The 12,182-nt window shown below is 71.7% G+C and carries 9 protein-coding genes; 7 read left to right on the forward strand and 2 right to left on the reverse strand.

What is annotated here, in order from left to right; all coding sequences use genetic code 11:
* Positions 1 to 30 precede the first annotated feature (30 nt).
* Entirely contained in the window at positions 31 to 1,800 is a 1,770-nt protein-coding gene (locus ACIA77_RS03510; protein WP_395884154.1) for a serine/threonine-protein kinase, read from the reverse strand.
* 146 nt (positions 1,801 to 1,946) lie between these two features.
* Here ACIA77_RS03510 and ACIA77_RS03515 point away from each other — a divergent pair, with 146 nt between their 5' ends.
* From ACIA77_RS03515 to ACIA77_RS03535, 5 genes are all read left to right on the forward strand, one after another.
* The gene (locus ACIA77_RS03515) at positions 1,947 to 3,812 is read left to right on the forward strand and encodes a methylmalonyl-CoA mutase family protein (RefSeq protein ID WP_395884155.1); all 1,866 of its coding nucleotides are present in this window, start codon (positions 1,947 to 1,949) and stop codon (positions 3,810 to 3,812) included.
* A gap of 82 nt (positions 3,813 to 3,894) precedes the next feature.
* Positions 3,895 to 6,063, forward strand: coding sequence for a methylmalonyl-CoA mutase (gene scpA, locus ACIA77_RS03520; RefSeq protein ID WP_395884156.1), 2,169 nt, complete (start codon positions 3,895 to 3,897; stop codon positions 6,061 to 6,063).
* 3 nt (positions 6,064 to 6,066) lie between these two features.
* Complete coding sequence (meaB, locus tag ACIA77_RS03525) at positions 6,067 to 7,062, forward strand: methylmalonyl Co-A mutase-associated GTPase MeaB (protein WP_395884157.1); 996 nt, start codon at positions 6,067 to 6,069, stop codon at positions 7,060 to 7,062.
* Between the two features lie 245 nt (positions 7,063 to 7,307).
* Positions 7,308 to 7,628 (forward strand): hypothetical protein, encoded by a 321-nt coding sequence (locus tag ACIA77_RS03530; protein WP_395884158.1) that lies wholly within the window; start codon positions 7,308 to 7,310, stop codon positions 7,626 to 7,628.
* A gap of 203 nt (positions 7,629 to 7,831) precedes the next feature.
* A complete protein-coding gene (locus ACIA77_RS03535; protein ID WP_395884159.1) occupies positions 7,832 to 9,133 on the forward strand; it encodes an amidohydrolase in 1,302 nt (433 codons plus the stop codon).
* 453 nt (positions 9,134 to 9,586) lie between these two features.
* On the opposite strand, the gene ACIA77_RS03540 is transcribed toward ACIA77_RS03535, so the two are convergent.
* A complete protein-coding gene (locus ACIA77_RS03540; protein WP_395884160.1) occupies positions 9,587 to 10,039 on the reverse strand; it encodes a gamma-glutamylcyclotransferase in 453 nt (150 codons plus the stop codon).
* A gap of 139 nt (positions 10,040 to 10,178) precedes the next feature.
* On the opposite strand from ACIA77_RS03540, the gene ACIA77_RS03545 reads away from it, so the two are divergent.
* Complete coding sequence (locus ACIA77_RS03545) at positions 10,179 to 11,582, forward strand: NAD(P)H-quinone dehydrogenase (RefSeq protein ID WP_395884161.1); 1,404 nt, start codon at positions 10,179 to 10,181, stop codon at positions 11,580 to 11,582.
* A gap of 84 nt (positions 11,583 to 11,666) precedes the next feature.
* Positions 11,667 to 12,137, forward strand: coding sequence for a hypothetical protein (locus ACIA77_RS03550; protein ID WP_395884162.1), 471 nt, complete (start codon positions 11,667 to 11,669; stop codon positions 12,135 to 12,137).
* The last annotated feature ends 45 nt before the right edge of the window (positions 12,138 to 12,182 follow it).

Raw genomic sequence — 12,182 nt, forward strand, 5'->3', positions numbered from 1 at the left:
ATCTTCATCCGCGGGGCAAGCGAATTCCGCTCACTGTTCGCCCGGGAACGACACCGTCGGCTTGATCTGGTTCCAGGTGGCCACGGCGCTGTCTTCGATCTCCGCGGGCACCGTGAGGGAGATGGCCCAGAGCGCGTTGTCCGAGGTCTTCAGCACCGCGAAGGTCGCGCGGGTGATCGTGGCGTCGGACCGGCTGCCTTTCGCCGGCTGGCTGGGCTCCACCGTGCGGTACGCCATCTCGACGCCGGCCGTCGTCTTGATCGGCGGCTTGGCGAAGTTGAACGAGTCGCGGTTGGTGCCGGCGCGCAGGTTCCGTTCGTAGTCACCGTCGTCGTGGTCGGGGAGGTAACCGGCGTAGCGCTCGATGCGCAGGGACCAGTGCCCGTCGGGCGACACGTACTGGACGACGACGGACGAGCCGAGCGAGGTGGACTGGCGAGTGGCGATGAACCGCTGCCAGCCTTCGGGCACCGAGATCGCGTACTCGCTGTCGCGCGACACGTTGGCCGTGTCGCTCGCGTTGCCGTGCTGCGGCACCAGCTTCAGCGGCGCCGGCGGCCCTGTGGACTCGGCGGAGCCGGCCGGGGCCGCGCCGCCCGCGGGCGGCACGAGCGGTTGCCCGCTGATCAGGCGCGCCAGCGCGAACCCGCCGCAACCCGCGACGAGGAACAGCACCACCGCCGCCACCGCCAGCAGCGCCGACGCGCGCGAGCTGCGCCGAGGAGCAACCGGAGCGGCGACCGGTGCCGACGTCGAAGACCGCAGGAACGGCAGCGGCCCGGGATCGGCCGCCAGCTCGGAGCTGGCCTCCGCTTTCGCCTCCACCGCGGGCACGCCGGACACCGGCGCGACCGTCTTCAGCACCTGCGTGTCCGTGGCGTCCAGCTGCGCCGACGTCTTCTTCCCGTCCGGTGTGCGGAAGAGTTCCGGCCCGAACAGGTCCAGCGCCGTCTTGCCCTGCAACGGGTACAGCCGGTGGCGCACCTCGCGCAGCGAGATCCGCTTCTCCGGCTCCTTCTTCATCAGGGCCGTGATCACGTCGGCCAGCGGGCCCGGCTTCGGTTTGGGCACCGAGCCGTTCACGACCTTGCCGACGGTCTCCAGCGGATCGCCGTCGGCGTCGTACGGCGGAGCACCCTCGACGGCGGCGAACAGCGTCGCGCCCAGCCCCCACAGGTCGGCGCCCGGCGTGACCGCCCCACCCGACGCGACCTCCGGCGCGATGTAGGCGGGCGAGCCGAGCATGATCCCGGTGCGCGTCATCGTCGCTTCGGAGACGTTGCGCGCGATGCCGAAGTCGGTGAGCTTGATCCGCCCGTCGCCGGCGACGAGCACGTTGCCCGGCTTCACGTCGCGGTGCGTGATGCCTGCGTCGTGCGCCGCTTCGAGCGCGGCGGCGACCGCGATGCCGACGGCGGCCGCCTGCTCGACGGACAACGGCCCGTGGTCGCGCAGGATGTGCGCGAGGCTGCGCGAGGGCAGCAGCTCCATGACCACGAACGGTTCGTTGTCGTCGCGCGCGACGTCGTGCAGGATGATCACGTTCGGGTGGGACAGCACCGCGATCGCGCGCGCCTCGCGCAGCGTCCGCTCCCGCAGCTCGTCCGCCTGCGACGCCGGCACGCCCGGCGGCAGCTTCATCTCCTTGACGGCCACCGGCCGGTGCAGGAACTCGTCGTAGGCCGACCACACCGTGCCCATCGAGCCCGAACCGAGAACGGATCGCAGCCGGTACCGCCCGGCGACCACACGGGACGGCTCTTCGGCGGCGCTCGACGACTCTTCGCTCGAGGAGGACACCCCCTGATTGTGTCGTAAGGCACCGACAGCCTTCGACTCAGTGTGCAAGTCCCGCCCGCCCGGGTTTGCGGGGTACCCCAGAAGTGCCCGCAGGGGCGACCGGAGTCACAGGTGGCGGCACTGGCGTGGCTCTACCATCCATGGGTATGACGAACACGGCTGGTCCGGAATCGGTGCCGATCTCCGAACCCGAGCTCGCGCTGGCGGCGGAGTTCCCGGCCGCCGACCGGGCCCGGTGGCAGGAGCTCGTGGCGGGGGTGCTGCGCAAGAGCGGCCGCCTGCCCGAGGACTTCACGGGCGCACCCGAGAGCAAGCTCGTCACCCACACGTACGACGGGTTCGACATCCAGCCGCTCTACACCGCCGAAGACGCCACCGGTGAGCTCGGCTTCCCCGGCCTGCCGCCGTTCGTGCGCGGCGCCCGGCCCGAAGGCGTGATCGGCACCGGGTGGGACGTGCGCGTGCGCCACGACCGCGCCGACGCGAAGGCCGCCAACTCCGCGATCCTCGCCGACCTCGAAGGCGGCGCGACGTCCGTCTGGCTGCGCGTCGGCGAAGACGCGCTGCCGCCCGAAGCGCTCGCGGACGCGCTCAACGAGGTCTACCTCGACCTCGCCCCCGTGGTCCTCGACGCGGGCGCCGGTTACGAAGCCGCGGCCACCGCGCTGCTGGAAGTCCTGGCGGAGCGCGAAATTCCGCCCAGTGAGGCGCACGCGGTGCTCGGGGCGGACCCGATCGGCGTCCGCGCCCGGACGGGTGCGGCGCTGCCCGTCGCCCCGGCCGCCGAGCTGGCCGCGCGCCTCGCCGCGAAGTACCCGAAGGTGCGCACGCTCGTCGCGGACGGGCTGCCGTTCCACGAGGCCGGTGGTTCGGACGCGCAGGAGCTGGGCGCGACGATCGCCGCCGGCGTCGCGTACCTGCGGGCCTTGACGGACGCGGGCCTCGACGTCGCCGCCGCGGCCGCGCAGCTGGAGTTCCGGCTGGCCGCCACGGCCGACCAGTTCACGACCATCGCGAAGTTCCGCGCCGCGCGCCGGCTGTGGGACCGCGTGCTCGAAGTTTCCGGCGCGCCCGCCGGCGTGCGTGGTACGCACCAGCACGCCGTGACCTCGCCCGCGATGCTGACGCAGCGCGATCCGTGGGTGAACATGCTGCGCACCACCGTCGCGTGCTTCGCCGCGGGCGTCGGCGGGGCGGACGCGGTGACCGTGCTGCCGTTCGACTCCGCGATCGGTGTGCCCGACGCGTTCGCCGCACGCATCGCCCGCAACACCAACGCGATCCTCATCGAGGAATCGAAGCTCGGCAGCGTGCTCGACCCGGCGGGCGGCTCCTGGTACGTCGAGCAGCTGACCGACGAGCTGGCCAAGGCCGCGTGGGCCGAGTTCACCGCGATCGAAGGCGCGGGTGGCGTCGAAGCCGAGCTGGCTTCGGGTGCGCTCGCCGCGCGGCTGGCCCGGACCTGGGACGAGCGCGCGAAGCGCCTGGCCACGCGGCGCGACCCGATCACCGGCGTGAGCGAGTTCCCGGACCTGGCCGAGAAACCCGTGACCAGGGAAGCCGCGAGCTCCACTGTGGACGGTGGCCTGCCGCGCCACCGCTACGCCGAAGGCTTCGAGAAGCTGCGCGACGCGTCCGACGCACACCTGGCGGAACACGGTGAACGGCCGAAGGTCTTCCTCGCCACGCTCGGCCCGGTCGCCGCGCACACGACGCGCGCGGGCTTCGCCGCGAACCTGTTCCAGGCCGGCGGCCTCGAAACCGTGAACCCCGGCGCCACCGACGACCTGCCCAGCGCGTTCCGCGAGAGCGGCGCGCGCATCGCCTGCCTCTGCGGCACCGACGCCGCGTACGAGGAGCAGGCGGCCGAGGTGGCCGGCGCGCTCGGCGCTGAAACCGTGCTGCTCGCGGGCAAGGCGAGCTACCCGGGCGTGAGCGGCAACGTCTACGCGGGCTGCGACGCCCTCGAGGTCCTGACCGGCATCCACGCACAGCTGGGAGTGGAAGCATGAGCGCAGCTCGCAAGCGAACCATCGACATTCACGCCGGCGCCTCCCGGTCGGCCGGCGTGCAACTCCTCGGGGAGGCGGCGGCATGAGCATTCCGAACTTCGCCGACGTCCCGCTCGGCACCCCCGAGCCGGGGGACCGCGCCGCGTGGGCGCAAGCCGTGCAGGACGCCACCGGCAAGGGCCCCGACGCGCTGGCCTGGGAGACGCCGGAGGGCATCGGCATCAAGCTCGTGTACACCGCGGCGGATCTGTCCGATGTGGACTTCCTGGACACGTACCCGGGCATCGCGCCGTTCCTGCGCGGGCCGTACCCCACGATGTACGTGAACCAGCCGTGGACGATCCGCCAGTACGCGGGGTTCTCCACCGCCGAGGAGTCCAACGCCTTCTACCGCCGCAACCTCGCGGCCGGGCAGAAGGGCCTGTCGGTCGCGTTCGACCTGGCCACGCACCGCGGTTACGACTCCGACCACCCGCGCGTGTCCGGTGACGTCGGCATGGCGGGCGTGGCGATCGACTCGATCTACGACATGCGCCAGCTCTTCGACGGCATCCCGTTCGACAAGATGAGCGTGTCGATGACGATGAACGGCGCCGTGCTGCCGGTGCTCGCGCTCTACGTCGTCGCGGCTGAGGAGCAGGGGGTGAAGCCGGAGCAGCTCGCGGGGACCATCCAGAACGACATCCTCAAGGAGTTCATGGTCCGCAACACCTACATCTACCCGCCGCAGCCGTCGATGCGGATCATTTCGGACATCTTCGCGTTCACCTCGCAGCACATGCCGAAGTACAACTCGATCTCCATCTCCGGCTACCACATGCAGGAAGCCGGGGCGACCGCCGATCTGGAGCTGGCGTACACGCTGGCCGACGGCGTCGAGTACCTCCGCGCGGGCGTCGACGCCGGGCTGGACGTGGACAAGTTCGCGCCGCGGCTCTCGTTCTTCTGGGCCATCGGCATGAACTTCTTCATGGAGGTCGCGAAGCTGCGCGCCGCGCGGCTGCTGTGGGCGAAGCTCGTGAAGCAGTTCGACCCGAAGAGTGAGAAGTCGCTTTCGCTGCGGACGCACTCGCAGACGTCGGGCTGGTCGCTGACCGCGCAGGACGTCTACAACAACGTCACCCGCACCTGCGTCGAGGCGATGGCCGCGACCCAGGGGCACACGCAGTCGCTGCACACCAACGCGCTCGACGAGGCGCTCGCGCTGCCCACGGACTTCTCCGCGCGCATCGCCCGCAACACGCAGCTGCTGCTGCAGCAGGAGTCCGGCACCACGCGCGTGATCGACCCGTGGGGCGGCAGCGCGTTCGTCGAGAAGCTGACCTACGACCTGGCGCGCAAGGCGTGGGCGCACATCACTGAGGTCGAGAGCGCGGGCGGCATGGCGCGCGCGATCGACGAGGGCATCCCGAAGCTGCGCATCGAGGAGGCGGCCGCCCGCACGCAGGCGCGCATCGACTCCGGCCGCCAGCCCGTGATCGGCGTGAACAAGTACCGCGTGACCGACGACGAGCAGATCGACGTGCTCAAGGTCGACAACGCGGGCGTTCGCGCACAACAGCTGGAGAAGCTGAGCCGGCTGCGCGCCGAGCGCGACGGACAGGCCACCGAGGACGCGTTGCGCCGGCTGACCGAAGGTGCCCGCAACGGCGGGAACCTGCTCGCGCTGGCCATCGACGCGGCGCGCGCGAAGGCCACCGTCGGCGAGATCTCCGACGCGCTGGAGAAGATCTGGGGCCGCCACTCCGGGCAGATCCGCACGATCTCCGGCGTGTACCGGGAAGAGGTGGGGAAGTCGGACAACGTCGAGAAGGCGCGCGCGCTCGTCGAGCGGTTCGCCGAGGACGAGGGGCGCCGGCCGCGCATCCTGATCGCGAAGATGGGCCAGGACGGCCACGACCGCGGCCAGAAGGTGATCGCCACCGGCTTCGCGGACCTGGGCTTCGACGTCGACGTCGGCCCGCTGTTCTCCACGCCGGGCGAGGTCGCGCGGCAGGCTTCCGAGGCCGACGTGCACGTGATCGGCGTGTCGTCGCTGGCCGCCGGGCACCTGTCGCTCGTGCCGGCCCTGCGGCACGAGCTGGCTCAGCTGGGGCGCTCGGACATCATGGTCGTGGTGGGCGGCGTCATCCCACCGCAGGACTACGACGAGTTGCGCGCCGCCGGCGCGGCCGCGATCTTCGGCCCGGGCACGGTCATCGCCGACGCGGCGATCGGCCTGCTCGAGCAGCTCGTGCACCAGGAGTCCTGAGCCTTGCCGCGCAAGATCGACGTCGCCGCCTACGCCAAGGGGGTGCTCGCGGGCGACCGCGGCACCCTGTCGAAGGCGATCACGCTGGTCGAGTCGCACCGCGCCGACCACCGGGCGCAGGCGCAGGAACTGCTGGTCGAGCTGCTGCCGCACGCCGGTGGCGCCCAGCGCGTCGGCATCACGGGGGTGCCCGGCGTCGGCAAGTCGACCTTCATCGACCAGCTCGGCACGGACCTGACGGCGACGGGCCACCGCGTCGCCGTGCTCGCCGTGGACCCGTCGTCGACCCGCACGGGCGGCTCGATCCTCGGCGACAAGACCCGCATGGCCCGGCTGGCCGTGGACGAGCGCGCGTTCATCCGGCCGTCGCCCACCTCGGGCACGCTGGGCGGGGTCGCGCGGGCGACGCGCGAGACGATCGTGCTGATGGAGGCGGCGGGCTTCGACGTCGTGCTCGTGGAGACCGTCGGCGTCGGGCAGTCCGAGGTCACGGTGGCCAACATGGTCGACTGCTTCCTCTTCCTGACGCTCGCCCGCACCGGTGATCAGCTGCAGGGCATCAAGAAGGGTGTGCTGGAGCTGGCGGACGTCATCGCCGTCAACAAGGCCGACGGGGCGCACGCCCGCGACGCCGCGCGGGCGGCCCGCGAGCTGTCGGGCGCGCTGCGGATGATCTACGGCAAGGACGCGCCGTGGACGCCGCCGGTGCTGACGTGCAGCGCCCTGGAGGACGTCGGCCTCGACGAGGTGTGGGCGGAGATCGGCCGGCACCGCGACCTCATGCAGGAGTCGGGGGAGCTGACGGCCCGCCGCCGTCAGCAGCAAGTGGACTGGACGTGGGCCATGGTCCGCGAACAGCTCCTCGATCGGCTGACCGCGCACCCGTCCGTGCGCGCCCAGGTGGCCGACGTCGAACGCGCGGTCCGCGAGGGTTCCCTGACCGCGACGCTGGGCGCCGAGCGGATCCTCTCGGCGTTCGCGGAGCCCACCGACGGCTGACCGCTCATCGGCCCGGCGGCCTACCGACGGTTGACCGCTCACCCCGTTCGGCTGACGAACGGTCCCCCGAACTGACTTTGGTCTGACCTCATGACCGCTCCACGCTCCGTTACGACCGGTCACCGTGCGAAGGTGCGATCGGCGGGCGTCGCCGCGGGGTGAGCGGGGCGTGAAACACCGCGTGGCGGCTGACGGGGCGGGGGTTCGGCGGGCAGAATGCAGGCCAGTGCCGTAGAAGGGATGTCATGGCGAAGGTGCGGGGACTGCTGCTGGCCGGCCTGCTGGGAGTGCTGCTGCTGTGGGCGGCGCCGGCACAGGCGGCCGTCGTCGAAACGGCGGGCGCGCCCGCCGCGGCGCAGGTCGCGAGGGTGACCGCGCCCGCGGAAGCGCTGCTCCCGGCGCCGCGGCAGACGCAGCCGGGGCCGGTGCTCGACCCGACGCAGACGGACAAGGCCAACGCCCAGAAGAGCCGCAACAAGCTGATCGCGGGCGGGATCGCCGTCGTGCTGCTGGTGATCGTGTTCTTCGGCCGCCGGACTCGTGCCAAGCGCAAGAAGGGCGACTGAGCGGGTACCGTTCACCCTGACTGAAGTCACCACGGCCGTTCAACGCAGATCCGGTACCGGCCGTCTCGGGTCCCGGTTCGCGGCGAGCGGGTTGCCACCTGCATGGTGCACGATCATCTGCAAATGCGTACGACAGATCGAACGGCACGTTGCGTGACCCCCGGCGCTGCTCGGGCCACCCGTGTTGCGGGAGGAGGTGCGGCGTGACGGTGCTGGATTCACGACCGGACGTTCCCGGCGACCCCGACGGTCGCCTCGCCAACCCGATCGAGGCGCCTGCCTCGCTGATCACCGAAGCCGGCGTCAGCATGGCTCCTGTGGAGGATCTCGGTGCGGGCCGCGGCCCGTTCTGGCTGGACGATTGGCTGCGCGCCAACGCCACCGACGTGCTGGCGTGGCGCCGGCACATCCACGCCCACCCGGAGCTGTCGCGGCACGAGTTCGCGACGACGGAGCTGGTCGTGTCGGTGCTGCGCACCGTCGGCCTCAAGCCGTGGGTCCTGCCCGGTGGCACGGGGGTGGTGTGCGACATCGGCCAGGGCGAGCGCTGCGTCGCGCTGCGCGCCGACATGGACGCCCTGCCGCTCACGGAAGACACCGGCCTCCCGTACTCCTCCACCACGGAGGGTGCGGCCCACATGTGCGGGCACGACGCGCACACCGCGATCCTGCTGGGCGCCGCCCGCGCGCTGGCCGGCGCGCCCGAGCTGCCCGGCCGCGTGCGGCTGATCTTCCAGCCCGCCGAGGAGGTCATGCCCGGCGGCGCGCTGGACATGATCGCGGCGGGCGCCCTCGACGGCGTCGAGCGGATCTACGGCCTGCACTGCGACCCGCGGCTGGAGGTCGGCAAGGTCGGCACGCGCGTGGGCGCGCTGACGTCGGCCGCCGACCTCATCGAGCTCCGCCTGACCTCGCCCGGTGGGCACACGTCGCGGCCGCACCTCACCGCGGACTTGGTGTACGCGCTGGGCACGGTCATCACGTCGCTGCCGTCGGTGCTGTCGCGCCGCATCGACCCGCGCTCCGGCACGGTCCTCGTGTGGGGCGCCGTGCACGCCGGCCAGGCCGCCAACGCCGTGCCCCAGGACGGGGTCCTGCGCGGCACGCTGCGCACGGCCGACCACGAGGTCTGGAAGTCCCTCGAACCGCTGGTCGCGGCGTCCGTCGAATCGCTGCTGGCCCCGACCGGCGTCGGCTTCTCCCTCGACTACCGCCGCGGGGTGCCCCCGGTCGTCTCCGACCCGGAGTCCACGGCGCTCATGCGCGCCGGCGTCGAGGCCGCGGTCGGCGAAGCGGGCCTGGCTCCCACGGAACAGTCCTCGGGTGGCGAGGACTTCGGCTGGTACCTCGAGCACGTCCAGGGCGGCTTCGCCCGCCTCGGCGTGTGGCCCGGCCCGCCCGCCCCGCAGGCGGACATCCACCGCCCGACCTTCACGCTCGACGAGCGGGCTCTGCTGGTCGGCGTGCGGACGCTGGTGCACACGGCGCTGGCGACGCTCGCTTGAGCCGGGTGCGCCGGGAGTGCCCGGCGCACCCCCGCCGGGCCGCTCGAACCATCCCCACCCGCCTGAGTTATCCACAGGCTCTCGCGCGCTGTGGATAACTCAGGCGGGTGGATTTCACCCTTCCGGAGCACGCCTGAGCGGCAATTCACCCAGTCTTGTTAACCCGGGCCGAAGTCCAGGCCGAATTATTCACCCGCGGTGAGCACGACGTCATTTCTCGACTGCCCGCGGCATGGACAATAACGCCGTTTTACCTTGTGTCCCAACGGTTTTCGTACGCCTATAAGCATGTTCGACAACTCGCGTGCGGCGGGCAGAACAAACTGTCTCACCCATAAAACGTGAACCGCCGTCAGAGCTTTACCGGACGATGCCGAAGGTCGTTCACGATCCCCTGGTGGATGCGCGGATCCGCCGAGTTGTCCACAGGGCGCCGGGCGCCTGTGGGTAACTTCAGCCGGTGATGCCGGAGCAGGGGCGGGTGCGCAGGTCGTCCACGTAGTCGGCCGGGGCGCCCGCCGCTTCGGCCGCGTCGGCGAGCACACCGAGGTAGCGCGCGGAGGGGAGGCCGCCCTCGTAGGCGTCGAGGACGTACAGCCAGGCCAGCGCGGACCCGTCCATGGTCTGGACGCGCAGCCGGATCTTGGTGTGGATGCCGAGCTCGCCGCCTTCCCAGCGGTCGAGGCCGGTTTCGTCCAGCGAGGTCACGTCGTAGAGCACGACGAACACGCGTGAGGCCGCGTCTTCGACGATCGTGGCCAGCGCGCCTTCCCAGCCGAGGTCCTCGCCGCCGAAGGTCAGGCGCCAGCCCTCCAGCCAGCCGGTGCCGGCCATCGGTGAGTGCGGGGCGCGCTCCAGCATCTGGGCGGGCTCCATGTTCGATCCGTAAGCGGCATACAACGGCACTCGGACAGCGTAGCGACCTCTCGCCGCACGAGCGGATGCACATGCCCTGTCCGGGGACGAAGCCCGTCAGTGAATTCCGCCGGACCCCGCCGCGTACCGTTGGACCCACCGGCCACAGGCGTATCGAGGAGGACCTCAGGTGACCAGGATCGTGATCATGGGCGGGGGCCCGGCGGGTTACGAAGCCGCCTTGGTCGCCGCGCAGCACGGCGCCGACGTGACGATTGTCGAACGCGACGGTCTGGGCGGTGCGTGCGTCCTCTACGACTGCGTCCCCTCGAAGACGTTCATCGCCTCCTCCGGCGCGCTGGCCAAGATGCACGACCTCGGTGAGCTGGGCATCAACACCGACCTCGCCGACACGAGCGTCGACCTCCCGACCGTCCACGGCCGGGTGAAGGGCCTCGCGCTCGCGCAGTCGGCCGACATCCGCGCGCGCGTGCAGCGCGAGGGCGTGCGCGTGATCAACGGCACCGCGCGCTTCTGCGACGACGAGCCGGGCCTGGCCACCCACAAGGTCGCCGTCACCCACGTCGACGGCACCGCCGAAGCGCTGCAGGCCGACGTCGTCCTCATCTCCACCGGCGCCACCCCGCGCGTGCTGCCCGGCGCGGTGCCGGACGGCGAGCGCATCCTCGACTGGCGCCAGCTCTACGACCTCACCGAGCTGCCCGAGCACCTCGCCGTGATCGGGTCGGGGGTCACCGGCGCCGAGTTCGCCTCCGCGTACACCGAGATGGGTGTGAAGGTCACGGTGGTGTCCAGCCGCGACCGCGTGTTGCCCCACGAGGACGCCGACGCCGCCGCGGTGCTCGAAGAGGTCTTCTCGCAGCGCGGCACCACCGTCGCCAAGCACGCGCGCGCCGAGCGCGTGGAGCGCACCGAGAAGGGCGTGGCGGTCCACCTGACCGACGGCCGCGTGATCGAGGCCAGCCACGCGCTGATGACCGTCGGGTCCATTCCGAACACCTCCGACATCGGCCTCGACCGCGTGGGCATCGAGCCCGGCCCCGGCGGGTTCATCACCGTCGACCGCGTGTCGCGCACGACCGTCCCCGGCATCTACGCGGCGGGTGACTGCACCGGCGTGCTGATGCTCGCGTCCGTGGCGAGCATGCAGGGCCGCATCGCGATGTGGCACGCGCTGGGCGAAGGCGTCGCGCCGATCAAGCTGAAGACCGTGGCCGCCAACGTGTTCACGCACCCGGAGATCGCGACGGTCGGCATCAGCCAGCACGCCATCGACTCCGGTGAGGTGCCCGCGCGCACGATCATGCTGCCGCTGGCCACCAACGCGCGCGCCAAGATGGAAGGCCTGCGCCGCGGTTTCGTGAAGCTCTTCTGCCGCCCCGCCACCGGGGTGGTGGTCGGCGGGGTCGTCGTGGCGCCGTCGGCGAGCGAGCTGATCCTGCCGATCGCGCTCGCGGTGCAGAACCAGCTGACGGTGGACCACCTGGCGCTGACGTTCTCGGTGTACCCGTCGCTGAGCGGCTCGATCACCGAAGCGGGCCGTCAGCTGATGCGGCACGACGATCTCGACTGATTTTTCCGGTCCGCGCAACCCGGTGCGGTTCGCCGCGTCTTGTGCGGTGACAGGCTGATGGCGACGCGGGACAAGGGGCCGAGGGTGCGCAAGAGGGCGGTTTTCGTTGCGGCGGTGACGATCGGGACGATCGCGGTGGCCGGCCAGGCGGTGGCGGCGACGGGTGGCCCGGCCGCCGCGCCCGCGCCGGCGGCCCCGGCCGTGACCGTGCAGCTGAACCAGGACACGGTGGCGCTGCACGGCATGGTCGGCAAGTACCAGCGCGGCGAGGCGAACGTCGCCCTCGCCGACTGCCCCGGCGCCAAGGCCGGCTCGACGACGTTCAGCTCGCCCGTACTGAAGTTCGCCGACTACGACTTCGGACCGTTCATCGGCGTCCAGGCGACGGTGAGCGCCGGCGCCGACCTCGCGCCGGGCACGGCCGCCGGCACGTACCCGCTCACCGTGTCGTGCGCCGGGAAGTCCTACAGCACCACGTTCTCCGTGCCGGCCGCCCAGGTGGCCCGAGTACCGTCGGGCGCGGCGAAAGCCGGCGACGGAAGCCTCGCCGAATAGCGCGCCGAACACGATCACCAGCCGCCGGGAATCACTCCCGGCGGC

This window comes from Amycolatopsis sp. NPDC051903 (assembly GCF_044452505.1).
Taxonomy (GTDB): Bacteria; Actinomycetota; Actinomycetes; order Mycobacteriales; family Pseudonocardiaceae; genus Amycolatopsis.

Excerpts from the sequence above, each read along its gene's own strand:
- ACIA77_RS03530 (WP_395884158.1), top strand. The coding sequence starts at position 7,308 with ATGGCGAAGGTGCGGGGACTGCTGCTGGCCGGCCTGCTGGGAGTGCTG.
- ACIA77_RS03515 (WP_395884155.1), top strand. The coding sequence starts at position 1,947 with ATGACGAACACGGCTGGTCCGGAATCGGTGCCGATCTCCGAACCCGAG.
- scpA (WP_395884156.1), top strand. The coding sequence starts at position 3,895 with ATGAGCATTCCGAACTTCGCCGACGTCCCGCTCGGCACCCCCGAGCCG.